Raw genomic sequence first — 24,861 nt, forward strand, 5'->3', positions numbered from 1 at the left:
TCGAAGGGAAGGGCTTGCGCGCAAGCGTGCCGACGCATCCGCGCCTTCCCCTGATCTGCCAAGTTGAAACTGGTACGGAAAGCGGCCGACTCACCAAGGCCAAGCAAAATCTAGCACGCAATCTGCAGCGCGCCAGAGTTGCAAAGTAATAGAATCAATAAGAATTCAGACGGTCAGGAATTTGCGGACGTCCGCCCGGTCGAGATCCTCGGCCGAGCCGGTATGAACGATCTGGCCACGGTCCATGATGTTGACCTCGTCGGCCAATTCCCGGCAGAAGTCGAGATACTGTTCGACCAGGAGCACGGCGATGCCGGCCTGGTCGCGCAGATAGCGGATGGCGCGGCCGATATCCTTGATCGACGGCTGGATGCCTTCGGTCGGCTCGTCGAGCACCAGCAGTTTAGGCCGCATCACCAGTGCCCTACCGATGGCAAGCTGCTGCTGCTGGCCGCCGGAAAGATCACCGCCTCGGCGCGCGAGCATCTGCTTCAGCACCGGAAACAATTCGAAGACGTGACCGGGAATGTTGCGGTCGGCGCGCTTCAGCGGCGCGAAGCCAGATTCGAGGTTTTCCCGCACCGTAAGCAGCGGAAATATCTCCCTGCCCTGCGGCACGAATGCGATGCCCGACCGGGCGCGATCATACGCCGCGCTCCGGTCGAGCGCCTTCCCCTCGAAGGCAACGCTTCCGCTCGTCAGCCGATGATGGCCGACGATCGATCTCATCAAACTGGTCTTGCCGACGCCGTTGCGACCGAGCACGCAGGTGATCTTGCCGGCGCGGGCTGTCAGCGAGACACCGCGCAGCGCCTGAGCGGCGCCGTAATGCAGCGTGGCATTGGAGACTTCGAGCATGGTCAGCGCTTTCTCCAACGCGTGAAGAACGAAAGGTCGAAATGATGGAACGGAACGCGCCAGACCATGATCATCTCCCCAGGTAGACTTCGACGACGCGCTCGTCGGCCGAAACGAAGTCGAGGCTGCCCTCGGAAAGCACCGAGCCTTCGTGCAGGCAGGTAACCTTGACGCCGAGCTCGCGCACGAAATGCATGTCGTGCTCGACGACGATGACCGAATGGTCGCGCGCGATATCCCTGAGCAGCCGCGCGGTTTCTTCGGTCTCGGCGTCGGTCATGCCGGCAACCGGTTCGTCGACCAGCAGCAGCAGCGGATCCTGCGCCAGAAGCATGCCGATCTCGAGCCATTGCTTTTGGCCGTGACTCAGATTGGCGGCGAGTTCGTCGCGCTTGTCGCCAAGCCGGATGATGCCGAGGATGTCGTCGATCTGCCGCACTTCCGCGGCCGAGCGACGATGGAACAGTGCCGGGAAGATCGAGCGCGGGCCATCAGCGCCAGCATCAGATTGTCCTCGATCGTGTGGCTTTCGAAGACGGTCGGCTTCTGGAATTTACGGCCGATGCCCATCATGGCGATTTCGGCCTCGTCGTGTTTGGTCAGGTCGATCTCACCGTTGAAGAAAACCTCGCCCGCATCGGGCCGCGTCTTGCCGGTGACGATGTCCATCATCGTCGTCTTTCCGGCGCCGTTGGGGCCGATGATCGCCCGCATCTCGCCTTTGTCGAGCACCAGCGAAAGGTTGTTGATGGCGCGAAAGCCGTCAAAGGAAACCGAAACGCCGTCGAGATAGAGGATGGTGTTGCTCTTCGACATCAGACCATCACTCCGCCGGCTGCGGTTCGGCGCTGGAGGCCGACCAGTCGCCCGGCCTTCTCGCCGCCGAACGGTCGGTTTTCGGCGGCACCGGCGCATCGGGATCGATCCCGGCTTCCTCGGCAACCGAGGCCGCCCGCAACGCCTTGGCGTTGCCGCGCCAGGAATCCCACATGCCGATGATGCCGTTGGGCAGGAACAGCGTGACGGCGACAAACAGTCCGCCCAGCGCGAACAACCAGAATTCAGGCAGCACGCCGGTGAACCAGGATTTACCGGCATTGACCAAAAGCGCGCCGATGATCGGCCCGACGATGGTGCCGCGCCCGCCGACGGCCGCCCACACCACCACCTCGATCGAATTGGACGGCTCGAATTCGCCAGGGTTGATGATGCCGACCTGCGGTACGTAAAGCGCACCGGCGATGCCGGCCATCACCGCCGACACGGTGAAGGCGAACAGTTTGACGTTCTCCGCCCGCCAGCCGAGAAAGCGCGTGCGGCTTTCAGCGTCGCGCACCGCCATCAAAAGCTTGCCGTATTTGGAACCGACGATTGCCCAGGTGACGAAGACGGCAGACGCCAGCATGACGGCGCTAGCCGCGAACAGCGCCGAGCGTGTCATGTCGGCCTGCACGTTGAAGCCTAGAATATCCTTGAAGTCGGTCAGGCCGTTATTGCCGCCGAAACCCATGTCGTTTCGGAAAAAGGCAAGCAGCAGCGCATAGGTCATCGCTTGGGTGATGATCGACAGATAGACGCCGGTGACGCGACTGCGGAAGGCAAACCAGCCGAAGACGAAGGCGAGCAGGCCGGGTACTGCAAGCACCATGATTGCGGCAAACCAGAAATGGTCGAAACCGTACCAGAACCACGGCAGTTCCTTGTAGTTCAGGAACACCATGAAGTCCGGCAGCAGCGGATTGCCGTAGACGCCGCGCGAGCCGATCTGGCGCATCAGATACATGCCCATCGCATAGCCGCCGAGTGCGAAGAAGGCGCCGTGGCCGAGCGAGAGGATGCCGCAATAGCCCCAGACGAGATCGAGGGCCAAGGCGAGCAGCGCATAGCAGAGATATTTGCCGGTGAGCGCGACGATATAGGACGGCACGTAAAACGCGCTTGTCGGCGAGACCGCAAGATTGAGCAGCGGCACGACGATTGCAACCGCCAGCAGGATGAAGATGGTGATGGCGACGCGGCGGTCGGCGCCGGCGGCAAAGAAGCGTCCCGTGATCATGCTTCCACCGACCTGCCCTTGAGCGCGAACAGACCGCGCGGGCGTTTCTGGATGAACAGGATGATCAGCACCAGGACGACGATCTTGCCGAGCACCGCTCCGGCATAGGGTTCGAGGAATTTGTTGACAATGCCGAGCGAGAAGGCGCCGACCAGCGTGCCCCAGAGATTGCCGACGCCGCCGAAGACGACGACCATGAAGCTGTCGATGATGTAGCCGCGGCCGAGATTGGGCGAGACATTGTCGATCTGGCTGAGCGCGACACCGGCGATGCCGGCAATGCCGGACCCCAATGCAAAGGTCAGGGCATCGACCCACGGCGTCCTGATGCCCATAGAGGCGGCCATCCGGCGATTGGCGGTGACGGCACGCATCTGCAGCCCCCAGGGCGTGCGTTTCATCACGTAAAGCAACACCGCGAAGACGCCGAGCGCAAAAGCCAGGATCCAGAGCCGGTTCCAGGTGACCGAAAGCTGGCCGATCGCGAACGAACCTGACATCCAGGATGGGTTGCCAACCTCCTGGTTGGTCGGCCCGAAGATGGTGCGCACGGCCTGCTGCAGGATCAGCGAGACACCCCATGTCGCCAGCAGGGTCTCCAGCGGCCGGCCATAGAGGAAGCGGATCAGCCCGCGCTCGATGACAAGGCCGACGAGCGCCGCCACCAGGAAGGCCAGCGGCAGGGCGATGACCAGCGACCAGTCGAACAGGCCGGGAAAGGAATTGCGGATAACCTCCTGCACGACGAAGGTCGTGTAGGCGCCCAGCATGACCATCTCGCCATGCGCCATGTTGATGACGCCCATGACGCCGAAAGTGATGGCAAGGCCGATCGCCGCCAGCAGCAGCACCGACCCTAGCGATATGCCGTACCAGATGTTCTGGCCGGCATCCCACAGCGCCAGCATCGAATTGATGTTGGATATCGCCGCAGTCGCCGCGTCCTTCACAGCACCTTCGGAACTGGCCTCCACCGACGTGAGCAGCGACACCGCATCGCGGTCGCCGCGCGCACCGATGAGCGCTATCGCCACCAGTTTGTCGGCCTCCGGCCTGTCGGAAACGAGAACCGATGCGGCACGGGCCTGTTCGAGCAGCGCCTTGACGCTTGCCGCGCTCTCATTGGCGATCGCGGTGTCGAGCGGCTCGATGTTTGCCGCGTCCGGCGTCTTGAACATGGTGTCGGCGGCGGCAATGCGCACCGCCGGATCCTTGGAGCCCAGCGTCAGCGTGCCCAGCGCGTCGCGGATGACGCGGCGCAGCGTGTTGTTGACCTTGATCTTGGTGATGTCGGCCTTGGCTGCTTCGCCAGACTTTTCGCCGGTGAGCGCATCGAGCAGTTCGATGCTGTCGCCGCTCTCCTTGCCGACAAAGACTACTGAATCGGCCTTGCGGACGTAAAGGCTGCCCTCCGCAAGCGCGGCAAGCGGCCGTTCGACGGCTGTGTCGCCGGTTGCCGCAAGCTCGCGCACGACGGCTTCGATCGCTGAAAAATTGGAGGCGGTGGCGAGTTTGGCGACGACCGCGCGCAGATCGGATTCGCTGGCGTTCGACGGCAGCAGCATTCCCAGAAGGAGGAGCAGCATCAGGCCAATCGCGCGGATCAGGATCATCGGTTTCTGGTGGCTCTTGGAGGTTGAATGTCGCCTCCGGGCAGGCTGGAGGACGAGCCCGCCCGGAGGCTTTTGCGGTCTGGGAGGACAGACCGGGAGGATCAGTTGGTTCCCTTGCCGCCGCATTTGCCTGTGGCGACATTGAAGTTGCCGCAGGACAGAGGCGCGCGCCAATCGGAGATCAGGTCCTTGGAGTCAGGCAGGTAGTCGGACCACTCGTCGCCCATTACCAGGCCCGGCGTCTGCGAGACGGTTTCGAACTGGCCGTCGGCCTGGATTTCGCCGATCAGCACCGGCTTGGTGATGTGATGGTTCGGCATCATGGTTGAATAACCGCCGGTCAGGTTCGGCACCGAGACGCCGACCATGGCGTCGATGACCTTGTCCGGATCGGTGGTGCCGGCCTTCTCGACCGCCTTCACCCACATGTTGAAGCCGATATAGTGGGCTTCCATCGGATCGTTGGTGGTGCGCTTGTCGTTCTTGATGAACTTGTGCCAGTCGGCGATGAACTTCGCGTTCTCGGGCGTATCGACGCTTTCGAAATAGTTCCAGGCGGCGAGATGGCCGACCAGAGGCGCAGTGTCCAGACCGGCAAGCTCTTCCTCGCCGACCGAGAAGGCCATGACCGGGATGTCCTCAGCCTTGATGCCCTGGTTGCCGAGCTCCTTGTAGAACGGCACGTTGGCGTCGCCATTGACGGTCGAGACGACGGCGGTCTTCTTACCGGCCGAGCCGAATTTCTTGATCGCCGAGACTTCGGTCTGCCAGTCGGAGAAGCCGAACGGCGTGTAGTTGACCATGATGTCTTCGGCGGCAACGCCCTTCGCCTTCAGATAGGCCTCGAGGATCTTGTTGGTGGTGCGCGGGTAGACGTAGTCGGTGCCTTCGAGCACCCAGCGCTTCACCGAACCGCCATCCTCGCTCATCAGATAATCGACGGCCGGAATGGCCTGCTGGTTCGGCGCCGCACCGGTGTAGAACACGTTGCGCTCGCTTTCCTCACCCTCATACTGGACCGGGTAGAACAGGATGTTGTCGAGCTCACTGAACACCGGCAGCACCGATTTGCGCGACACCGAGGTCCAGCAGCCGAACACCGCGGCGACCTTGTCCTTCGAGATCAGCTCGCGCGCCTTTTCGGCGAACAGCGGCCAGTTGGAAGCCGGATCGACGACCACTGCCTCGAGCTTCTTGCCGAGCAGGCCGCCCTTGGCATTCTGCTCTTCGATGAGCATCAGCATGGCGTCCTTCAGCGTTGTCTCCGAGATCGCCATGGTTCCCGACAGCGAATGGAGGATGCCGACCTTGATGGTGTCGTCGGCCGCCTTGGCGGGAACGCTCATCAGCAGGCCGGCGGTGACCACGCCGGCCGAAAACATTTTTGCTATTGTCGAGAAACTGCCCCTCATACTTTTAAACTCCCAAGCTGGTTAACTGCATCGGAACAGACCATGCAACGGCTGTGCCAATCACCGGAGCAAGGTCGGAGGATTTGAGATTTCCCAGCTCTGTCAGTCGGTTAATGTATTAGCTGCAGGAGATGAACCTCGCCTGCTATGTTCGAAACGAGAAAGGATCACCCATATCAGCCTAAGTTTTGCTCACATATAGGCCAATGCCTGAATTTTGAGCAGCATCATATGAGCGCTGGCGAGGATTGCAGCGCCGCGGCGAAATGGGCAAGTTTGAACCCCCTTTAACGAGCGATCAAATGGCTTTCAGAGCTTCTTGCATTTTCACCGCCATGCTTCTGCTGGCGGCGACGACCGTAGCGCGCGCCGGCTTCAGCGACGGCAAGCTGCCGGACGGCTCCTATCATTGCGAAGTCTATCTGCTTGGCATGTTCCTCAGCCTCGGCGACATCACCATCAAGGGAAACGTCTATAGCGGTCCTGTGAGCTTCGGCATCGCGCCGCAGAGCTACAACTACCAGATGGATGCAGACGGCGTGATCACCTGGCTAGGTCCGCTGGGTGGCTATACCAGTGGCGGCAACTCGATCTCGCTTACGCAGGCGACGCTGGAAAGCGGAACCACCCCGTCCTTCGACATCATCATGAAGCAGCCAGACGGCGCCTTTACCGCCTCGACCTGCACGAAGCGTTGAAAAAAAGTATGGAACCTGGCGAGGTTCCGTACTCCGAAGCACAAAGCCGCCTAGCTCTCCGCCGCCAGATCGAGCGCCAGCCGGGTCATATCGGTGAAAAGCCCCTGGCGTTCGGAATAGTCGGTCTGCTCGCCGGTTGCCACGTTGTCGACGACGGTCAGGATCGACAGCGCCCGAGCGCCGAAATCGGCCGCAATGCGGTAGAGTGCGCTGGTTTCCATGTCCACGGCGAGCGCGCCCTGTGCCTGTGCTTCGGCAAAGCGTTCGCGCCCCAGCGGATGATAGAAAATATCGCTGCAAATGGTCAGCCCGGCCCGATGGTCGATGCCGAGTTCCGAAGCTCGGGCCAATGCTTGGGTCAACAATGCCGGATCGGGGCCGGCATCGGCACGATAGAGCCCAAAAACCTGGCCGCTCTCCGCATTTTCGCCACGCACCGATTGCGCGATCACCAGGCTGCGCAGCGCCATCTCGGCGGTCAGGCCACCGCAGGTACCGGTGCGGATCAGTGTTTTCGCACCATAGAAGTCCAACAGCTCATGCACATAGACCAGGAACGAAGAGACGCCGATGCCGGTGGATTGGATGCTGACAGGTTTGCCGCGAAACAGCCCGGTAAAGCCGAGCGCGCCGCGGCGGCGGTTGACGCAGCGCGGCGCTTCCAGAAAGGTCTCCGCCATCCATTCAGCGCGCTGCGGGTCGCCCGGCAGCAGCACCGTGCTTGCGTAATCGCCTTTGCTAGCTTCGTTGTGTGGCGTCACGGCATGCTTTCCAAAACCCGTCGCCCGTTTCGCCTGCAATCATGGCAGTCTCACGACATTGCGCAAGCGGAGCGTTGGAAGGGTCAGGATTCCAGCATGTCCTTTACGATCGTGGCCAATTGCTTGAGCGAAAACGGCTTCGGCAAGAAGCCGAAATGCGCGTCGGCCGGCAAGTTCTTGGCGAACGCGTCTTCGGCATAGCCGGACACGAAGATGAACTTGATGTCGGGCTGCCGTTTGCGCAATTCGCCAAGCAGCGTCGGGCCGTCCATTTCCGGCATCACCACGTCCGACACCACGACGTCGACCTTGCCGCCGAGCGCTTCATAGACCTCAAGCGCCTCGACGCCGGACGACGCCTCGTGGACAGTGTAGCCGCGCGATTTCAGCGCCCGCATGCCGCCCATGCGCACGGCGTCCTCGTCCTCGACCAGCAGCACCGTGGCCGAGCCCGACAGGTCCTTTGCTGAGTCGGCGATCTTGGCAGGTGCGGCCGGCGCCTCTCCAGCCTCGCCCGCCTTCCTTGCCTCCGCAATGTGCCGCGGCAGGAAGATGCGGAACACGGATCCCTTGCCGACTTCGGAATCGCAGAAGATGAAGCCGCCTGTCTGCTTGATGATGCCATAGACCATGGACAGGCCGAGGCCAGTTCCCTTGCCAACCTCCTTTGTCGTGAAGAAGGGCTCGAAGATCTTTTTCAGCACATCAGGCGCGATGCCGCTGCCGCTGTCCTCGACCTCGACCAGCACATAGTCGGCCGGAGCAAGTTCGCGATAGGAAAAGGTCTTGCATTCCCCGGCGCTGACGTTGCGGGTACGTACGGTGAGTTCGCCGCCGGCCGGCATCGCATCGCGCGCATTGACCGCCAGATTGACCACCACTTGCTCGAACTGCCCGATATCAACCCTGACCGGCCACAGGTCGCGGCCATGGTCGATCTTGAGCTTGACGTCGTTGCCGACCAGCCGGGCAAGCAGCATCCTTAGGTCGGCGAGCACGTCGGTCAGGTTGAGCACCTCCGGCCGCAGCGTCTGCTTGCGCGAGAAGGCCAGCAACTGCCGCACCAGCGAGGCCGCCCGGTTGGCGTTCTGCTTGATGTTCATGATGTCTGGGAATGACGGATCGGACGGCCGGTGGTTGGTCAGCAGCAGGTCCGAGGCCATGATGATGGCGGTCAGCACATTGTTGAAATCATGCGCGATGCCGCCGGCGAGTTGGCCGACCGCCTGCATTTTCTGGCTCTGCGCCATCTGGCCCTCGAGGGCCTTTTGCTCGGTGGTCTCCACGGCATAGACGATGGCCGATTCCTCGGCGCCCTCGCCGCCGGTGCCGTCAGCGACCGCATTGACGTAGAAGCGTATGTGGCGCTCCTCATTGCCGGGCAGCACCGTATCGATCGGCTCGATGTCAGCCTGTTGCTGGCGTGCCTTTTCAAAGGCCGCGGCGAAAGCCGGCCGGTCGCGCTCGTGGATCACCGTATCCAGCCGCACACGTCGATCGACCGCGTCGCGCTCGACGACCGAGGAAAACAGCGACAGGAACGGCGCATTGGTGCGCAGGATGCGGCCGGCATGGTCGACGCCGGCTATCGCCATCGGCGTCGAGTTGAAGAACCGCGTGAAGCGTATTTCCGATGCACGGAGGTCGGCCGAAGCGTCCTCGCCTTGCGTCCGGTTGAGCACGATGGTGCGAGTCGGGCCGTTGAGCCCCTCTCGGCTGGCCGAGACACGATGCATGAAGCGCACCGGCAGCGCCTCGCCGGTCATCGTCGTCAGATCGAGGTCGATAACGGCATTGCGCGTGGTACCAGCGTCGGCCTTGACCGAACGGACCAGCGCCATGCCGTCGCCGGCGACGATCTCCGGCAGCGTGATGGCGCCGGGAGTGAAGCTGGCCAGGTCGATGCCCAGCCACTCCGCAAGGGTCGCGTTGATATAGGTGACGCGGCCTTCCTGGTCGGCCGAAAAGAAACCGGCCGGCGCGTGGTCGAGGTGATCGATCGCCTTTTGCAGGTCGAGAAAGAACCGCTCCTGCTCAGCCCGTTCCTGCGAGATATCGGCAAGCTGCCAAGCAAGCATCGGCAGCCGCTGGCCTGGAACGCTGAACGCGCGAGCCCGGACGCGGTACCAGCGCGCGCCCGGTTCGGCGCCTGGCCGAATGGACTGCGCAAGCCGAAACTCGCCGTCGCCCGGCTGGCCGTCGCGCAGGCCCGACGCCAGCCGGTATATGGTCACCGAGGCCTCGGGAACGTCTGAAAGCAAACCTTCGACCGTCTTGATGTCGGCGGCCGACTCGGCACCCGTCATATCGGCATAGGTCCGGTTGGCGTAGATGATACGGCCTTTGGTGTCGGTGACCAGGAGACCTTGTGACATCGAATCGACGAAAGCTTTCGACAGTTCGTCGCTTGTCGAGCGCGGCGTGATATGCACGAAGCCGATCGCAGTGGCGAATAGAAAGCCGACACCGATCATCGCCAGCACGCCAAGCATGCCGAGCAGGAATGGATCGCCAAGTCGCTCGCGGAAAACGCCGAAGACGATCGCTGCCCCTGTCAGGACGACGATGAAAACGATGAGTCGGGTGACCGCGCCCGGTCGCGTGTTCTGGTCGACGATAGGTACCGGATAGAAATCGCCGCGCGCTTCCTTGGCCATGTGCCCCCTGCTCGTGAATTCCGGTGTCGGTTGAATCATATTCTCAGGGTCGGGAAAAGGCCCGGCGGCAGATGTCCGCTAAAAATGACGCCGTTCGGCTCCCGGTTTCGAGCTGTTCACGAAGCGTGAAAGGCAACTTGCGGTGGCCTGCCGCAACAGTCTAGTGTCGCCTCTCTTCGAAAGCTGATTTTGGGAGAACCAATGCTGCAATGGCTGGATGGCGTGGCGGGGCCTGGTTATGCCGCAGCAATCCTATGGACGTTTGCAGTACTTGTCCTGCTGCTCATCATTCTTCTTATCATCAGGCTGGTCCGCAGCCTGACATTCGGAACATTCGTCGCCGGGGGCAGGAACCGCAAGACGCGGCTGGCTGTCATGGATGCCACAGCGGTCGACAGTCACCGGCGGCTGGTGCTGGTGCGCCGCGACGATATCGAGCACCTGCTCTTGATCGGTGGTCCGACCGACGTCGTCGTCGAGCGCGACATCAGGCTCTCGGCGCTGCGGCGCCCGGCTTTGACCGGAGACAACAGCCACCAGCCGGCAGCAAGGCCAGCTCAGACCACAGCCGCGCCGGCGAGGCAAGCGCCGCCGCAGCCGGCAAGCGCGGCGGCACCCCCTGTCCGAGCTCGCCAGACGGCGACGATGCCGGCAACAATGCCGGCGCCTACGCCGGCGCCGAAACCGGCATCGAACGTTACACCGTTGCCAAGTTATGGATCCGTCAATGCCAATGCCTCGCGGCATGCGCCGCAGCCGGCAAGACAGGACTCCCCGGCAAGATACGAGCCGCCGGCACAGCATGAGTCGATCGACGATGCGCTAATGAAGGAGCTGGAGGTTTCCCTCGACGAGCCACGCTTCAGCCAAACGGCGAGCAAGCCGGTGGCGAAGGCATCGCCCTCTCTCGACGACGAGATGACGAAGCTCCTCGGCGAATTGTCCAATCAGAAAAGATAGGGCGATAGCGAACGGCCAAGGAAAATGGCCGGAAAACCGGCCATTTTGAACGCTTTACCGATGCCATGTTTCCCGCCGGCTCAGTCGTCGCGGTAGACCTTCTCGCGCCGCTCATGGCGCTCCTGTGCCTCGATCGACAAGGTGGCGATCGGGCGCGCGTCGAGCCGCTTCAGCGCGATCGGCTCGCCCGTCTCCTCGCAGTAACCGTAAGTGCCTTCGTCAAGGCGCTGGAGGGCCGAATCGATCTTGGAGATCAGTTTTCGCTGGCGATCGCGGGCGCGAAGTTCGATGGCGCGGTCGGTTTCGGAGGAGGCGCGATCGGCGAGGTCGGGGTGGTTGGCGTTTTCCTGCTGCAGGATTTCGAGAGTTTCGCGCGCTTCGCGCAAGATGTCGTTCTTCCAGGTGACGAGCTTCATGCGAAAGTAGGATTTCTGCCGCTCGTTCATGAACGGCTCGTCTTCGGAGGGTACGTAATCGGCGGTAACGATGTCGTTCATTCGACTCACCCAACAAACCCCAAATTTGGCGCCTATATATTCGCGGACCGAAAACTGCACAAGCGCAATCGACGACAGTTTCACGCATTTGTTTATGTGGGACAAACCGACATTGGCGACATCATTCGCATGAACGGCACGCCCGAATTCGCGCATGATTCATTATGCTTGAGGGGGCATCGGCATTGCGCGCGAAGCGCTTCTGATGGCTAATTCCTGCGGCCGCATTTGACCGGTCGGTACCCGACATATCGGGGGTTCCGTGACCAGACTTTACCTGCTGAGGCATGCGAAGGCCGGCTGGGCGCTGCCTGGCGTGACTGACTTCGACCGCCCGCTCGATGCATCCGGCTTGGCCGACGCCGAAGCGATGGGCGTGCTGATGCGTTCCCGCAAATACGCACCGGCCCTCACCCTTTGCTCAAGCGCCAAGCGCGCCCGCCAGACGCTGGAAAGCTTGGCTGGCCATACCGACGCGGGCCGGGTGCTGTTCTGTGACACCTTCTACAGCGACGATGCCGCCGCATACCTCACTGCCATCCGGCAGAATGGCGGGCTGGATGCCTTGCTCGCCATCGGCCACAATCCGATGATTGAGGATCTCGCTATGGCGCTGTCGGGCGACGGCAACGAGACCGCGCGGGCCATGCTGAACCACGGCTTCCCGACCTCCGCACTTGCGGTGGTCCGGTTCAAGGGCAGACTTGCCGAGGCTGCGCCAGGCACCGGCTATCTCGAAGCCTTCCTGACGCCTGCCGATATCTGAGGCCATTTCAAAGCCGCGCATCAAAGCCTATATCGGAGCCTGACCGGCCCGCGAGAACAGATTTGGCATCATCGCTGACGACTTTTACCGACGAGGCCAAGATTGCCTTGGATACGTTGTCAGGCCGCGCTGCCGGGCTTTTCGCTCCGTCGCTGCGGCTTGGCGTGACCGGGCTGTCCCGCGCCGGCAAGACGGTGTTCATCTCGGCCCTTGTGCACAATCTGGTCCATGGTGGACGCTTGCCGCTGTTTGAGGCACAAAAATCGGGGCGCATCGCCCGGGCTTTTCTCGAAGAGCAGCCGGACGACGCCGTACCACGCTTCCAGTACGAGGATCACATCGCGGCTCTTGTCGACGAGCGCGTCTGGCCGGATTCGACGCGTGCGATTTCCGAACTGAGGCTCACCATCGAATACGAATCGGCCTCTGGCTGGAGCCGCATGTTTTCCGCCGGCAAATTGTCGGTCGACATCGTCGATTATCCCGGCGAATGGCTGCTCGACCTGCCGCTGCTCGGCAAGTCCTACGCCGATTTTTCGCGTGAGGCCTTCGAGATGGCCGTGTTGCCGGTGCGTGTCGATCTTTCGCGGGAATGGCGGGCGCTCTCCAATCCGGTCGACCCCAACGCCGACGCCGACGAGATGACGGCGCGCCGTCTCGCCGAGAGCTTCGCCGCCTATCTCAAGGCCTGCAAGCTCGACGAGCGGGCGCTTTCGACCTTGCCGCCCGGCCGCTTTCTGATGCCCGGCGATCTTGAAGGCTCGCCCGCTCTCACCTTCGCGCCGCTGCCGAATCTGGGCGGCCGGCGCTCCCGCTCGGGATCGCTGCAGGCTATGATGGAACGGCGCTACGAGGCTTACAAGACGCATGTCGTTAAACCGTTCTTTCGCGAACACATCACGCGTCTCGACCGCCAGATCGTGCTCATCGACGCATTGCAGGCATTGAATGCCGGCCCCGGCGCGATGGCCGATCTGGAACGCGCGGTCACCGAAATCCTGTCCTGTTTCCGGCCCGGCCGGGGCAACTTCCTGACCGACCTGTTTTCGAGGCGCATCGACCGCATATTGGTGGCCGCGACCAAGGCCGACCACCTGCACCACGAAAGCCACGACCGCCTGCAGGCCATCGTGCGGCGGCTAGCCGACCGCGCCGTGGCGCGGGCGAATTTCACCGGCGCCGACGTCGACGTCGTCGCCATGGCGGCCATGCGCGCGACCCGTGAAGGCACGGTCAAGCAGGGCCGCGAGACTTTGCCGGTCATTATCGGCATGCCATTGCGTGGCGAAAAAATCAACGGCGAAACCTTTGACGGAAAGACCGAAACAGCCATATTTCCCGGTGACTTGCCGGAGAAAATTGATGCGTTGTTCGACGTTTCCGAATCGATCCGCCGGCAGAACAATGACGACCCCACGATCCGCTTCGTGCGCTTTCGCCCGCCGAAACTCGAGCGCACCGCCGAGGGCGTCACGCTGTCGCTGCCACATATCCGGCTCGACCGCGCGCTGCAGTTCCTGATCGGAGATCATCTCGCATGAGTGCGCCCCGCAGACCGGCGGCCTTTCGCATCGAGCCGGAGCCCCAGCAGAAGGAAGATTCCACGGCTCGCCATGCTGGGTCCGAGGCCGCGCCGGCGCGAAAGCCGCGTACCGTCAGGGCGGATCTGGCCGTGGTCACACCGGCGGAGATCGACGTCTTCGACGAGCCTGATATCGTCGCTGCCGAGCCGCCGCCGGCGATTGCGCCGCGAAAACGTTCGCTGCTTGGCAGCCTGTTCTTCGGCGCGCTGGGCGTTCTGGTTTCGCTCGCCGTCGGCCTCTGGACCGACCAGCTGATTCGCGACCTGTTCGAGCGCGCCGAGTGGCTGGGCTGGCTGGCCGCCGGCATGGCCGCGATCGCCATCCTGGCGCTTCTGATCATCCTCGTGCGCGAGTTCATGGCGATTGCCCGGCTTGCCGAGGTCGAAAAGTTGCAGAAGCGGGCGCTCGATGCGATTGCCCGTGACGATCCGAAGACCGCCCGAGCCGTGGTCGACGAGTTGTCGGTCTTTGTCTCGGCCAAGCCCGAAACCGCGGCCGGCAGGCGCTCGCTGGCCGAATTGCGCGGCGAGATCATTGACGGCGGCAATCTGGTGCGCCTGGCCGAGACCGAGATCCTCGGCCCGCTCGACGCCCGCGCGAAGGTGATGATCCTCGAGGCGGCAAAGCGTGTGTCCCTGGTGACCGCGGTCAGCCCGCGCGCGCTGGTCGACGTCGCCTATGTCGTATTCGAAGCCGGCCGGCTGATTCGGCGGCTGTCGGAGCTCTATGGCGGCCGCCCGGGCACGCTCGGCTTCTTTCGCCTGGCGCGCAGCGTTCTCGCCCATCTCGCGGTCACCGGGTCGATCGCCGTCGGCGACAGTTTCGTCCAACAGATCGTCGGCCACGGCCTTGCGGCCCGGCTGTCGGCAAAGCTCGGCGAAGGCGTCGTCAACGGCATGATGACGGCGCGCATCGGCATTGCAGCGATGGAAACCGCAAGGCCCCTGCCCTTTTACGCGGTCAGGCGGCCTGGATTAGGCGATTTCCTCTCCGCGCTGACGTCCTTTGCAGCAAAAAAAGAAAAAGAAACATCCGTTTCCCGAACGTGACTATTGCCTTGGGGTGACAAAGCATTAACCAATCTTGTTCATGGTCGGAAGCGTCCAAACCAGTCTCTTTGTTGCCGGGTGTCGTCGATGAAAAGCGTTATTCTGTCCAGCGGGCTACCCGTGGCGCTCGCGCTTGTCGCAACCGTCGGCATTGCCGGAAAGGCTACGGGGGCGGAACCGGACAAGCAGTTCTTTCGATCGGTCGAAGGCAAATGGGTCGGCCCCGGAGAAATCGTCGCCGGCAAATACAAGGGCACGAAATTCACCTGCAGCTTCACCGGCTCGACGCCTGACGGCAAAGTCGGCATGTCGCTCGACGGCGGCTGCCGGGTCGGCATGTTCACACAGCAGATGTCGGCAACGATCGAGCACAAGGGCCGCCAGGGCTACGAGGGCAGCTTCATGGGCGGCGCCGCCGGGTCCGGCCTCGACATTATCGGTGGCAATGTCGTCGATGCGCACAAGGTGGTTTTCACCATCAATCGCAATCAGTTGCGCGGCGTAATGCAGGCGCTTGTCCCAGACGACAATTCGATGACGGTGACCGTTGCCGTGCGCGTCGACCAGCAACTAGTCCCGGTCATCGGGATGAAGTTGAAGCGGGTCGATGGGGTAGAAGTTGGCTCCATCGCTCCGAACTGAGTCTCGGGCATGAAAAAGGCGGCAGCCAAACGGCGCCGCCCTCTTTGACATGCAATGGGCGCTCAGCCTTTGATCGCCGCAGTCAGCTCGTCATAAGCCTTGCAGGCGTCAGCCGCTGTTGTGCCACCCGGATACTTGGTTGTGACCGCCTGGACCTTGGCTGTGAGATCGGCAGCCTTGGCCGGATCCTTGGTAATCGCAGCCTGAAGCGCTGCAGTCATGTCCTGAGCCTTCTTGGTCAGCATCTCGGTCGTGCACTCCGGTGCCTTGGAACAGGCGGAGCCGGCAAGTGCCGCGATACCAACGGCAACCAGCAAAAACGTCTTCATGTCAGTCATCTCCTCAAAAAGGGCCGCGACGTGATCGTCGCTCACCCTCCACTGGCCGAAGCCGGGCGTCCTTAGCCGGATCGCTGGAACAAGCAACGCCCGGAGGCCCATTATCCTGTGCAGTGCAATATCGCTTCCACGACGCACCGGATTCGCACTGTTCGATCCGCCCCGAAGCCCCTATCTTGGCCGCTTGTTGCAAGAGAGCGGAACGGCAGGCATGGCGGCAGAGGCATCGAACAGCGATCTGATCCAGGTGGTGGCGCTGCTTGCCGCCGGCGTCGTTGCGGTGCCGATCTTCAGGCGCATGGGACTTGGCTCCATCCTCGGCTATTTGACGGCCGGCGTCGTGATCGGCCCGTTTGGGCTGCGCATCTTTTCCGAATCGGAAGCCATTCTTCATGTCGCCGAACTCGGCGTCGTCATGTTCCTGTTCATCATCGGACTGGAGATGCAGCCGTCACGCCTGTGGGGCCTGCGCCGCGAGATCTTCGGGCTTGGCGCGCTGCAGGTCGGCGTCTGCGCGGTCCTGCTGACCGGCGTCGGGCTGGCGGGAGGTTTTCCGATCGCGCAATCCTTCGTCGCCGGCGCCGGTTTCGTGCTCACCTCGACGGCCATCGTCATGCAATTGCTGGAAGAACGCGGCGAACTGGCCACGCCAAAGGGCCAGCGCATCGTTTCGGTCCTGCTTTTGGAAGACCTGGCCATCGTGCCGCTGCTGGCGCTGATCGCCTTCCTCGCGCCGGGCGGCGCCGATATGAGCCTGTCGGATCGGTTGACGGAGGTCGGTATCGGCCTTGCCGCGATCGTCGGGCTGGTGCTTGCAGGACGCTATCTGCTCAATCCGTTCTTCCGTATCCTGGCGGATGCGCGCGCCCGCGAGGTGATGACCGCAGCCGCCCTTCTGGTCGTTCTCGGATCGGCGCTCGCCATGCAGCTTTCCGGCCTGTCGATGGCGATGGGCGCCTTCCTGGCCGGTGTACTCTTGTCGGAATCGACCTTCCGCCACCAGTTGGAGGCCGATATCGAACCGTTCCGCGGCATTCTGCTCGGGCTGTTCTTCCTCGCTGTCGGCATGTCACTCGACCTGCATGTGGTCGTCGTCAACTGGCAGCTCATTGCCATCTATGTCGTCGCCTACATGATAATGAAGGCGATCGGCATCTATATCGTTGCCCGCGTCCTCAAAACCGGCCACCGGGAAGCGCTCGAGCGCGCGGTCTTCATGGCGCAAGGCGGCGAATTCGCCTTCGTCGTCTATTCCGCAGCAGCGGCAGTCGGGATCATCGATAGCCAGGCCAATGCGATGCTGACCGCCATCGTCATCATTTCCATGGTGCTGACGCCGTTGGCAATTATAGCCCTGCGGTATTTGACGCCGCGCGACGAGCAGTCGCTTGAAGGCGTCGATGTCGCCAACGGCCTGACCGGCAGCGTGCTGATCATCGGCTTTGGCCGGTTCGGCCAGATCGCCAGCCAGCCGCTTTTGTTGCGCGGCATCGACGTATCGATCATCGACAATGAGGTCGAAATGATCCAGGCGGCAGCCGATTTCGGCTTCAAGGTCTATTATGGCGACGGCACGCGGCTGGACATCCTGCGTGCCGCGGGAGCCGGGCGGGCACGCGCAGTGCTGATCTGCGTCGACAAGCCCGATGCCGCCGTGCGCATCGCCGAACTGATCAAGGCGGAATTTCCCTTGCTGACGGTGCTGGCACGGGCTTTCGACCGCGGTACGGCGTTGCAGCTCATTCGTGCCGGCGTCGACTATCAGCTCCGCGAGACCTTCGAATCGGCGCTTGTCTTCGGCGGCTCGACACTGGAAGCCCTTGGCGTCGACCCAGAAGAGGTCGCCGAGGTCATCGAGGATGTCCGTCGCCGCGACGCTGCCCGTTTCGAACTCCAGCTGGCCGAAGGCATCCGCGCCGGGCGACGCTTTCTCAAAGGCAATATCGGGACCCCCATTCCGACGCCGCTCAGCACGCCACGACGCGCGGGCCAGGCGCTCAACGAAGAGACCGCCGGCGTGCTGCAGAAATCCGAACCGGCCGATTAAACCTTGGAATGACGCGAATGATGAACGAACTGGACGAGCGCGCTCTCTCCGTCACCAGATTCTGGCGCGACGCCGGGGAGGAGGCATGGTTCGAGAAGAACGACGCCTTTGATGCCGACTTCCGCACCCGGTTTTTCGATCTGCACTTCGCCGCCGCCGGCCGCGAATGCGACGGCTGGTCTGAACACGCCGAAGGGTCTCTGGCACTGATGATCCTGCTCGACCAGTTTCCGCGAAACTGCTTTCGCGGCACCGGCCACATGTACGCCACGGACCCGCTGGCGCGGCATTTCGCCGGGAAGGCGATCGCAGCCGGCCATGACCTGGCGCTCGACGAAGAGCTCCGCGTCTTTCTCTATCTGCCTTATGAGCATTCGGAGGACCTCGCCGACCAGCTCAAATCGGTGGAGCTTACCGCCGCCAAGACTCCGTCCTACCTGAAATATGCGATCGAGCATCGCGACATCATCCAGCGCTTCGGCCGCTTTCCGCACCGAAACAGGATGCTTGGCCGCGAGACGACACCGGACGAACAAATGTTCCTCGACGGAGGTGGGTTTTCCGGCTGATTCGGGCACCGATGGCGGCAGCCTCAGGCCTTCCACCAATCCCGGCCTGACGGCAGCCGTTCAATGCCCGATGTGTCGACTGCGGCCAGCCGCTCCGACACGCTCTTGCCGTCGACCACAAGCTCCGGCGCAATTTCTGCCAGCGGTGCCAGCACGAAGGCGCGCTCCAGCATGCGCGGATGCGGCACCTCCAGCCCGGTCTCGTGGATAACGCGGTCGCCGAACACGAGAATGTCGATGTCGATCAGGCGCGGACCCCAGCGCTCCTCGCGCACCCGCTTCAGTTTTCGCTCGGCATCAAGGCAGAGATCCAGCAAGTCTCGCGGTGCGAGCGCGGTCGAGATTTCGGCCGCCGCATTGAGGAAATCCGGCTGATCGAGCTTGCCCCAGGGCGGCGTGCGGTAGAGCGACGAAACGGCAACGACGCGCGTGCTCTCGTCGGCATCCAGAATTCCCAGTGCCGCAGCCATCGACGTCGCCGGATCACCGAGATTGCCGCCGAGACTGAGATAGACGGTATTATTCTGGCCAGACAACGGTCACCTCGACATGATCGAGCACACCCGGCACCGGGGCATTCGGCTTGCGCACGGTGATCTCGGCCTTTTTGATCTGCGGAAACCGCGCCGTCAGCGCCCTCGCCACTTCGAGCGCCAGAGCTTCGATCAGAAAACGCCGCTCGCCCGTAATGATCTTCTCGATGACCGCAAAAGCGATGCCGTAATTGACGGTGTCCTCGATGGAATCCTCGACCAGCGCCCGCCCGGGATCCACCGTGAGTGCCGCATCGACATAAAAACGCTGGCCCAGCGTCTCTTCTTCGTCCAGCACACCGTGCCGAGCGAAGAAAGCGCAGTTTTTCATGCGGATGACATACATGGCTCAGCTTTCCCCGATCTCACGCGCCAGCATAGCATCGGCAATGGCCAACGCATCCACGTTGATTGCGACATCGTGGACGCGAAAGAGATGCGCGCCTTTGAGCCTCAGGATGACGCTGGTGGCCGCGGTTCCGGCGCCCCTTGCGGCTGCGTCGCGGCCGGTGACGGTGCCGATAAAGCGCTTTCGCGATGTGCCGGCCATCAGTGGAAAACCCAGCGCACGAAGCTCGGAAAACCGTGCCATCAGGTCAAGATTTTCCGCTGCCGTCTCCTTGGCGAAGCCGAAGCCCGGGTCGAGCACGATATGGTCGTCGGCAACACCGCTCCGTCGCGCAATTTCCAGCGACTTCCTGAGGAAGAAGAGCTGATCGGCAATCACGTCAGGCAGTTTCTGTCGATCCCGTCCCGTGTGCATGATGACAAGCCCCGCACCGGTTTCGGCCGCGACGCGGGCAATGCCCGGTTCGCGCTGCAGGCCCCAGACGTCATTGACGATATGTGCGCCGGCCTGGACGGCGAGGCGGGCCGTATCCTCGCGATAGGTATCGACCGAGATCAGCGTTCCGCCAGACGTCGCGAGCGCCTCGATGACCGGCAATATGCGAGCCTGCTCTTCCTTTGCGGAGATCGCAGACGCCCCGGGACGTGTCGATTCTCCGCCGATGTCGATGACGGAGGCCCCCTCCCCGACCATGCGGCGCGCCTGGTCAACTGCTCTTTCAGGCGCATCGAACAGGCCGCCGTCGGAAAAACTGTCCGGCGTGATGTTGAGGATGCCGACGACCACGGCCTTGCCACCAATGTCGAGATGGCGTCCATGGGCCAACTGCCATCGCCCTGTCATCATTGCCCATCAACCATGCCCGATCCCGCGGCGTGGCCGGGGATCAATTCCGTTGCGCCGGAGACGGCGGTAAAGCAAGGTGGGCAAAGAGGCAACACGATGAAACGATCCTTCCTTTGCGCCCTGATGCTCGCCCTGACCGCATTCCCGGCCAGCGCTGCAACTCTCGTCAAGACATATAGTTATTTCCCGATCGGCGGCAGGACGCTCGACGACATCGAGACCCAGCTGTCGAAACTCGGGCCTCGGGTGAAAAGCACCGGGTCGCGGCATCCAGGCGCTACCCAGATGGCGTTCACCACCCGCGTCAGCTATGCGCAAAAGCCGGGCTCGTGCTGGATTGCCGACGCTGTCGTCACCGTCAAGGTCAAGGTGATCCTTCCGCAGTGGCGCCGCCCGCGGAAAGCCGATGCAGGCGTCAGGCTGTTCTGGGATACGTTGTCCGCCGACATCAAGCGCCATGAGGAACGCCACGTCGAGATTGCCAAGAACCATGGCCGCGAACTCGAAGACGCCTTGAAGGCGAGCCACCCGGAAAAGACCTGCGAACTGGCCAAGGCCAAGGCCGCAAAAATAACGGCGGCCATGCTCGCCAAGCACGACCAGGAGCAGATGCGCTTCGATCGTGTGGAAAGCGTCAATTTCCAAAGCCGCATCCTGCGGCTCTTGAATTACCGCATCGAGCGCATTGAGAACGGCCGACTCGCTCCCGGCTGAACTTCGCGTCGTCGGAAAAGCCAATTTGGACCAAAGCCAATTTTGCCGAAACATGGTGCCAGCTTCGAAAAACTTTCGAGCCGCTGTCGAAATCGGCCTATAGCGAACGACATATATCGAGTTCGCAGGGCTCATCTCAAAGGCACAAGAACACGGCCAATCTGTACACTCGACGCACTCCAGCGCCTCGCCGACGTGCACCCAAGCGTAATGGGATGAATGGATATGGACCAGGCTATCGACAAGCAAGCGATGGTGGAAACCAGCACGCCGCTGACCGAAACCGAGAAAAACGCCATCATCGGCGGCGTGCTCTTGTCGATGCTGCTGGCAGCGCTCGACCAGACCATCGTCGCGCCGGCGATGCCGACGATGGCACGTCTGCTCGGGCATGCCGAGTATCTGCCGTGGATCGTGACCGGCTATCTTCTGACCGCGACCGCCGTGGCGCCGCTCTACGGCAAGATCTCCGACATTTATGGTCGCCGGCCGACCGTCTATGCTGCAATCCTGATCTTTCTCGCCGGCTCGCTGGTCAGCGCCACCGCCCCCAACATGCTGGTCCTGGTTGTCGGCCGGGCGATCCAGGGCGCAGGCGGCGGCGGGCTGTTCGCCCTGACGCAGACCGTGATCGGCGACCTCGTGCCGCCGCGTGAGCGGGCTCGCTACGCCGCCTGGATCTCGGGCACCTGGGCCGTCGCCAGCATCGCCGGGCCGCTGCTCGGCGGCACCTTCGCCGAACATCTGCATTGGTCGCTGATCTTCTGGATCAACATTCCGCTCGGCCTGCTGGCGATGGCTATCATCAACAACCCGCTCAAGAAGCTGCCGATCGCCGCAAAACATCACCGCATCGACGGCCTCGGCGCGCTGCTTCTGGTCGCGGCCACCTCGCTGCTGCTGCTTGCCTTGAACTGGGGCGGCAGCGAGTATCCCTGGCTGTCGCCTGAAATCCTTGGACTGCTCATCTGCTCAGCGGTGTTCTGGAGCGGGTTCGCGCTGCGGCTGCTGCGTGCGGCCGAACCGCTGATCTCGCTCGAAGTGCTCGGCAATCCGATCGTTCTCGCCGGGACGCTGTCGATGTTCCTGCTGCAGGCCGCCAATGTCGGCTTGTCGGTCTATCTGCCGGTCTACCTGCAATCGGTCGTCGGCCTGTCGGTCAGCGAATCGGGCACCGCGTTGCTTGGGCTGATGCTCGGCACGGTGGCCGGTGCGACCTTCAGCGCGCGAATGATCCCGCGCTTTTTCCACTATAAACGCATTGCCATGATCGGAACGGTTTTCTCGATCCTGTGCCTCGGCGTGCTCAGCCTGGTCGCCGGGCATGCCTCACTGTTGCTCGTCGAGGTGTTGACGACCTGCGTAGGCCTGGGCACAGGCACGACCTTTCCGGTTGCCACTGTCTCGGTCCAGAACGCCGTCGATCGTATGCACCTTGGCGTGGCGACCGGCGTTCTCACCTTCCTCCGCTCGCTGGGCAGTGCGCTTGGCGTCGCCATGCTTGGTGCCGTCGCCCTTGGCTACGGCCTGCCGCTGGCCAGCGAAGGCACGCAGCCGGCCGGCCATGTTGCCTCGGCCATGCCGTTCGTGATGATCTTTCTTGCCGCGGCCGCAACCTTGCTGTTGTCGTTCATCACGCTCTGGCTGATGCCGGAAAAAACGCTTCGCGGCCATGCCGAGGCTGTGGCCCCAGCTTTGGCGGAGTAGACCGGCCGGACAAAAATACAGCGAGGGTCAGTCGACCACGCCGAGCTTCTTCTGCAAGCTGGTCGACGAGGTCGTATACTGGAACACAATGCGCTCGCCGGGGCTGACGATGCGCTTGGCTGCTTGCGCCATCAAAGCGACCTCATGGAAGCCTGACAGGATCAGCTTCAACTTGCCGGGATACCAGTTGATGTCGCCGACGGCGAAGATGCCGGGTACCGACGTCTGGAATTTTTCGGTGTCGACCGGGATCAGGTTCTCGTGGAGATTGAGGCCCCATTCGGCGATTGGGCCGAGCTTCATCGTCAGGCCGAAGAATGGCAGCATCCGCGTACACGGTACTTCGATATCGCCCTCCGGTCCCTTGATGATGGCGGAGGCGAGCTGGCCGTCGGCGCCGGTCAGGCCAGTCACTTGTCCGACCTGGAATTCCAGCTGCTTCATCTCCTGCATGGCATACATCTTGTTGACGCTGTCGGGCGCTGCACGGAATTCGGGCCGCCGGTGCACCAGTGTCACGCTCTTGGCCACCGGCTGCAGATTCAGCGTCCAGTCGAGCGCCGAATCGCCGCCGCCGACGATGACGAGGTCATGGCCGCGAAAGTCCTCCATCCGGCGCACCGAGTAGAACACGCTCTTGCCTTCATAGGGTTCGATGCCCGGGATCGGCGGCCGCTTCGGCTGGAAAGAGCCGCCGCCAGCGGCGATCACGACGATTTTGGCTTCGAACACCTCGTTTTCGTCGGTAGTGACGCGGAAGCTGCCGTCCTCCAGTCTTTCCAGGCCCGAAACCATGCGGTTATAGGTGAATTCGGGCTTGAACGGCGCGATCTGCTCAAGCAGCTTGTCGACCAGACCTTGCGCCGAGATCGAGGGCCAGCCCGGAATGTCGTAGATCGGCTTTTCCGGGTAGAGTTCGGCGCACTGCCCGCCGGGCCGGTCGAGTATGTCGATCAGATGGCACTTCATGTCGAAGAGGCCGAGCTCGAATACCGCAAACAGGCCGACAGGCCCTGCCCCGACAATGAGTACGTCTGTCTTGATGATAGCGGTCATGAAGCATGCGCCTTTATGGGAAAACGGCGCGACACTGCATGACCATTGGTCCGCTGCCAAGCGGCAGCGGCAAAAATCGGCTTCAGCCCTGGCGGGCCGGCACGCGCACGACCAGCCCGTCGAGGGCGTCGCGCACCTTGATCTGGCATGACAGCCGCGAATTCGGCTGGACGTCGTAGGCGAAGTCCAGCATGTCCTCTTCCATGGCTTCCGGCTCGCCGACCTCCGCCGTCCAGGCTTCGTCGACATAAACATGGCAGGTCGCGCAGGCGCAGGCGCCGCCGCATTCCGCTTCTATTCCCGGCACCGCATTGCGGATCGCATTTTCCATGACGGTCGAGCCGTTTTCGGCATCCACGTCAAAACGCGTGCCGTCATGGGCGATGAAGGTCAGCTTGGTCATTTGTCACCTGAAGGGAGTCTGAGCCGACATAATCACTCTGCCGGACAAGTCAACTGCGGCGCCAAAGCGCCGCTGTGTGGCGTTTCGGGAATAAGTGCTATCGGCTGATGGCGGCGACGAAGTCGCGCACTTCTTCGATCAGCGAGCCAAGCCGCTTCAGCGTGCCGGCGTCTTCGGGCCGGCATTCGATCGCACTGGCGCAATCGGCGATGGCGAAGGCGCCGACCCCGCGCGCCGAGCCTTTGAGCCCGTGTGCCAATAGCAGCCGCTGCCCGACATCCGCATCGACGATCTTGTCGCGTACCGACAGCGCCTGCTGCACGAACAGAGCCAGCACCTCCTGCTCGAGGCTCCGATCGCCCATCGTCTGGCGCGCAAGATGCGCCAGGTCGATCGGCCGTGCCCCGCCTGTCCCCGACACGTCGCCGCCGGGCATCGAGGAGGCAATGCCGTTTTCGCCACGTATCACTTTGAGACTCCGTTCTTCGACCGCCGCAAAAACTAGGCGTATCCGGTGGACAACGGGTTAATGATTTGGCCCGGAAAAATGTCGCGATAACGGCGCCGGAATCACGGCTGTGTTAACCTTATATTTAAAGTTTTACGTATCGGGCGGAATGCATGTTTTCTTTACCCGGCTGTGTCATTACGATACGACAGGTCCATTTTCAGCCTCCTGCGCGGGACACGCTAGGCAGAATCAATAAGCAGAACCATAAGTCCCGCCGCAGCTTGTACAGGGTAGCG

At 62.4% G+C, this 24,861-nt stretch carries 24 protein-coding genes and 1 pseudogene; 10 read left to right on the forward strand and 15 right to left on the reverse strand.

From position 1 onward, the window contains the following. Positions 1-165: 165 nt before the first annotated feature. The 5 genes and pseudogenes from urtE to urtA all read right to left on the reverse strand — a co-directional run bounded on the left by urtE (position 166) and on the right by urtA (position 5,939). Complete coding sequence (gene urtE, locus NKH98_RS23855; protein ID WP_352902214.1) at positions 166-858, reverse strand: urea ABC transporter ATP-binding subunit UrtE; 693 nt, start codon at positions 856-858, stop codon at positions 166-168. A gap of 70 nt (positions 859-928) precedes the next feature. Further along, positions 929-1,674 (reverse strand): annotated as a pseudogene (gene urtD, locus NKH98_RS23860) (urea ABC transporter ATP-binding protein UrtD). 7 nt (positions 1,675-1,681) lie between these two features. Then, the gene (gene urtC / locus NKH98_RS23865; protein WP_352902217.1) at positions 1,682-2,914 is read right to left on the reverse strand and encodes an urea ABC transporter permease subunit UrtC; all 1,233 of its coding nucleotides are present in this window, start codon (positions 2,912-2,914) and stop codon (positions 1,682-1,684) included. Continuing rightward, the gene (gene urtB, locus NKH98_RS23870) at positions 2,911-4,527 is read right to left on the reverse strand and encodes an urea ABC transporter permease subunit UrtB (RefSeq protein ID WP_352902220.1); all 1,617 of its coding nucleotides are present in this window, start codon (positions 4,525-4,527) and stop codon (positions 2,911-2,913) included. Before urtB ends, urtC begins: the two co-directional genes overlap by 4 nt. Positions 4,528-4,628: 101 nt before the next feature. After that, a complete protein-coding gene (gene urtA, locus NKH98_RS23875; protein ID WP_502894309.1) occupies positions 4,629-5,939 on the reverse strand; it encodes an urea ABC transporter substrate-binding protein in 1,311 nt (436 codons plus the stop codon). Between the two features lie 302 nt (positions 5,940-6,241). On the opposite strand from urtA, the gene NKH98_RS23880 reads away from it, so the two are divergent. Next, a complete protein-coding gene (locus tag NKH98_RS23880) occupies positions 6,242-6,637 on the forward strand; it encodes a hypothetical protein (protein WP_023674851.1) in 396 nt (131 codons plus the stop codon). Between the two features lie 50 nt (positions 6,638-6,687). On the opposite strand, the gene NKH98_RS23885 is transcribed toward NKH98_RS23880, so the two are convergent. Then, entirely contained in the window at positions 6,688-7,398 is a 711-nt protein-coding gene (locus NKH98_RS23885; RefSeq protein WP_254817383.1) for a purine-nucleoside phosphorylase, read from the reverse strand. Between the two features lie 83 nt (positions 7,399-7,481). Further along, positions 7,482-10,055, reverse strand: coding sequence for a cell cycle histidine kinase CckA (cckA, locus tag NKH98_RS23890; protein WP_352902224.1), 2,574 nt, complete (start codon positions 10,053-10,055; stop codon positions 7,482-7,484). Positions 10,056-10,256: 201 nt separating this feature from the next. Here cckA and NKH98_RS23895 point away from each other — a divergent pair, with 201 nt between their 5' ends. Beyond that, positions 10,257-11,015 (forward strand): hypothetical protein, encoded by a 759-nt coding sequence (locus NKH98_RS23895; RefSeq protein WP_352902227.1) that lies wholly within the window; start codon positions 10,257-10,259, stop codon positions 11,013-11,015. Positions 11,016-11,095: 80 nt separating this feature from the next. On the opposite strand, the gene dksA is transcribed toward NKH98_RS23895, so the two are convergent. Continuing rightward, entirely contained in the window at positions 11,096-11,512 is a 417-nt protein-coding gene (dksA, locus tag NKH98_RS23900) for an RNA polymerase-binding protein DksA (RefSeq protein WP_023674847.1), read from the reverse strand. A gap of 262 nt (positions 11,513-11,774) precedes the next feature. On the opposite strand from dksA, the gene NKH98_RS23905 reads away from it, so the two are divergent. The 4 genes from NKH98_RS23905 (at position 11,775) to NKH98_RS23920 (ending at position 15,552) form a co-directional block, all read left to right on the forward strand. Next, positions 11,775-12,278, forward strand: a complete 504-nt coding sequence (locus NKH98_RS23905) for a SixA phosphatase family protein (protein ID WP_352902230.1) — start codon at positions 11,775-11,777, stop codon at positions 12,276-12,278. A 62-nt stretch (positions 12,279-12,340) separates the two neighbouring features. Further along, positions 12,341-13,819, forward strand: coding sequence for a YcjX family GTP-binding protein (locus tag NKH98_RS23910; protein WP_352899036.1), 1,479 nt, complete (start codon positions 12,341-12,343; stop codon positions 13,817-13,819). Continuing rightward, on the forward strand, positions 13,816-14,910 hold the full coding sequence (locus NKH98_RS23915; protein ID WP_352478986.1) for a YcjF family protein: 1,095 nt from the start codon (positions 13,816-13,818) through the stop codon (positions 14,908-14,910). The genes NKH98_RS23910 and NKH98_RS23915 overlap by 4 nt, the downstream gene beginning before the upstream one ends. An 87-nt stretch (positions 14,911-14,997) precedes the next feature. Continuing rightward, positions 14,998-15,552, forward strand: a complete 555-nt coding sequence (locus NKH98_RS23920; protein WP_352902234.1) for a hypothetical protein — start codon at positions 14,998-15,000, stop codon at positions 15,550-15,552. Between the two features lie 62 nt (positions 15,553-15,614). Here the strand turns inward: NKH98_RS23920 and NKH98_RS23925 are convergent, their stop codons facing one another. Further along, positions 15,615-15,881, reverse strand: coding sequence for a hypothetical protein (locus NKH98_RS23925; RefSeq protein WP_352478988.1), 267 nt, complete (start codon positions 15,879-15,881; stop codon positions 15,615-15,617). 220 nt (positions 15,882-16,101) lie between these two features. On the opposite strand from NKH98_RS23925, the gene NKH98_RS23930 reads away from it, so the two are divergent. Continuing rightward, on the forward strand, positions 16,102-17,937 hold the full coding sequence (locus NKH98_RS23930; protein WP_352902237.1) for a monovalent cation:proton antiporter-2 (CPA2) family protein: 1,836 nt from the start codon (positions 16,102-16,104) through the stop codon (positions 17,935-17,937). A gap of 17 nt (positions 17,938-17,954) precedes the next feature. After that, on the forward strand, positions 17,955-18,506 hold the full coding sequence (locus NKH98_RS23935; protein ID WP_502894310.1) for a DUF924 family protein: 552 nt from the start codon (positions 17,955-17,957) through the stop codon (positions 18,504-18,506). Between the two features lie 23 nt (positions 18,507-18,529). Here the strand turns inward: NKH98_RS23935 and folK are convergent, their stop codons facing one another. The 3 genes from folK to folP are packed head-to-tail and all read right to left on the reverse strand — an operon-like array spanning position 18,530 to position 20,234. Continuing rightward, entirely contained in the window at positions 18,530-19,042 is a 513-nt protein-coding gene (gene folK / locus NKH98_RS23940) for a 2-amino-4-hydroxy-6-hydroxymethyldihydropteridine diphosphokinase (protein WP_352902240.1), read from the reverse strand. Next, complete coding sequence (folB, locus tag NKH98_RS23945) at positions 19,026-19,385, reverse strand: dihydroneopterin aldolase (protein ID WP_023674838.1); 360 nt, start codon at positions 19,383-19,385, stop codon at positions 19,026-19,028. Before folB ends, folK begins: the two co-directional genes overlap by 17 nt. 3 nt (positions 19,386-19,388) lie before the next feature. After that, positions 19,389-20,234: a dihydropteroate synthase gene (gene folP / locus NKH98_RS23950; RefSeq protein WP_352876578.1), complete on the reverse strand. Its 846-nt coding sequence runs from the start codon at positions 20,232-20,234 to the stop codon at positions 19,389-19,391. A 96-nt stretch (positions 20,235-20,330) separates the two neighbouring features. Between folP and NKH98_RS23955 the strand changes: the two genes are divergently transcribed. Continuing rightward, a complete protein-coding gene (locus NKH98_RS23955) occupies positions 20,331-20,948 on the forward strand; it encodes a DUF922 domain-containing Zn-dependent protease (protein ID WP_352902244.1) in 618 nt (205 codons plus the stop codon). A gap of 225 nt (positions 20,949-21,173) precedes the next feature. Next, the gene (locus tag NKH98_RS23960) at positions 21,174-22,655 is read left to right on the forward strand and encodes an MDR family MFS transporter (protein ID WP_352902247.1); all 1,482 of its coding nucleotides are present in this window, start codon (positions 21,174-21,176) and stop codon (positions 22,653-22,655) included. A 27-nt stretch (positions 22,656-22,682) separates the two neighbouring features. Here NKH98_RS23960 and NKH98_RS23965 read toward each other — a convergent pair whose 3' ends face one another. From NKH98_RS23965 to NKH98_RS23975, 3 genes are all read right to left on the reverse strand, one after another. Beyond that, positions 22,683-23,711, reverse strand: a complete 1,029-nt coding sequence (locus NKH98_RS23965; RefSeq protein WP_254817396.1) for an NAD(P)/FAD-dependent oxidoreductase — start codon at positions 23,709-23,711, stop codon at positions 22,683-22,685. Positions 23,712-23,793: 82 nt separating this feature from the next. Continuing rightward, positions 23,794-24,114: a 2Fe-2S iron-sulfur cluster-binding protein gene (locus tag NKH98_RS23970; RefSeq protein WP_254817397.1), complete on the reverse strand. Its 321-nt coding sequence runs from the start codon at positions 24,112-24,114 to the stop codon at positions 23,794-23,796. Between the two features lie 97 nt (positions 24,115-24,211). Then, the gene (locus NKH98_RS23975) at positions 24,212-24,580 is read right to left on the reverse strand and encodes an Hpt domain-containing protein (protein ID WP_352902276.1); all 369 of its coding nucleotides are present in this window, start codon (positions 24,578-24,580) and stop codon (positions 24,212-24,214) included. Positions 24,581-24,861: the final 281 nt, after the last annotated feature.

It is taken from the genome of Mesorhizobium sp. M0833 (genome assembly GCF_040319905.1).
Lineage (GTDB): Bacteria > Pseudomonadota > Alphaproteobacteria > Rhizobiales > Rhizobiaceae > Mesorhizobium.

Bases quoted from the DNA above. Each gene is read 5' to 3' on its own strand.
- urtB (WP_352902220.1), bottom strand. From the start codon at position 4,527: ATGATCCTGATCCGCGCGATTGGCCTGATGCTGCTCCTCCTTCTGGGA.
- urtE (WP_352902214.1), bottom strand. From the start codon at position 858: ATGCTCGAAGTCTCCAATGCCACGCTGCATTACGGCGCCGCTCAGGCG.
- folB (WP_023674838.1), bottom strand. From the start codon at position 19,385: ATGTATGTCATCCGCATGAAAAACTGCGCTTTCTTCGCTCGGCACGGT.
- NKH98_RS23935 (WP_502894310.1), top strand. From the start codon at position 17,955: ATGATGAACGAACTGGACGAGCGCGCTCTCTCCGTCACCAGATTCTGG.
- NKH98_RS23955 (WP_352902244.1), top strand. From the start codon at position 20,331: ATGAAACGATCCTTCCTTTGCGCCCTGATGCTCGCCCTGACCGCATTC.
- NKH98_RS23880 (WP_023674851.1), top strand. From the start codon at position 6,242: ATGGCTTTCAGAGCTTCTTGCATTTTCACCGCCATGCTTCTGCTGGCG.
- NKH98_RS23915 (WP_352478986.1), top strand. From the start codon at position 13,816: ATGAGTGCGCCCCGCAGACCGGCGGCCTTTCGCATCGAGCCGGAGCCC.
- urtC (WP_352902217.1), bottom strand. From the start codon at position 2,914: ATGATCACGGGACGCTTCTTTGCCGCCGGCGCCGACCGCCGCGTCGCC.
- NKH98_RS23925 (WP_352478988.1), bottom strand. From the start codon at position 15,881: ATGAAGACGTTTTTGCTGGTTGCCGTTGGTATCGCGGCACTTGCCGGC.
- NKH98_RS23960 (WP_352902247.1), top strand. From the start codon at position 21,174: ATGGACCAGGCTATCGACAAGCAAGCGATGGTGGAAACCAGCACGCCG.
- urtA (WP_502894309.1), bottom strand. From the start codon at position 5,939: ATGAGGGGCAGTTTCTCGACAATAGCAAAAATGTTTTCGGCCGGCGTG.
- folP (WP_352876578.1), bottom strand. From the start codon at position 20,234: ATGATGACAGGGCGATGGCAGTTGGCCCATGGACGCCATCTCGACATT.
- NKH98_RS23965 (WP_254817396.1), bottom strand. From the start codon at position 23,711: ATGACCGCTATCATCAAGACAGACGTACTCATTGTCGGGGCAGGGCCT.
- NKH98_RS23970 (WP_254817397.1), bottom strand. From the start codon at position 24,114: ATGACCAAGCTGACCTTCATCGCCCATGACGGCACGCGTTTTGACGTG.
- NKH98_RS23895 (WP_352902227.1), top strand. From the start codon at position 10,257: ATGCTGCAATGGCTGGATGGCGTGGCGGGGCCTGGTTATGCCGCAGCA.
- cckA (WP_352902224.1), bottom strand. From the start codon at position 10,055: ATGGCCAAGGAAGCGCGCGGCGATTTCTATCCGGTACCTATCGTCGAC.
- NKH98_RS23930 (WP_352902237.1), top strand. From the start codon at position 16,102: ATGGCGGCAGAGGCATCGAACAGCGATCTGATCCAGGTGGTGGCGCTG.
- dksA (WP_023674847.1), bottom strand. From the start codon at position 11,512: ATGAACGACATCGTTACCGCCGATTACGTACCCTCCGAAGACGAGCCG.
- NKH98_RS23920 (WP_352902234.1), top strand. From the start codon at position 14,998: ATGAAAAGCGTTATTCTGTCCAGCGGGCTACCCGTGGCGCTCGCGCTT.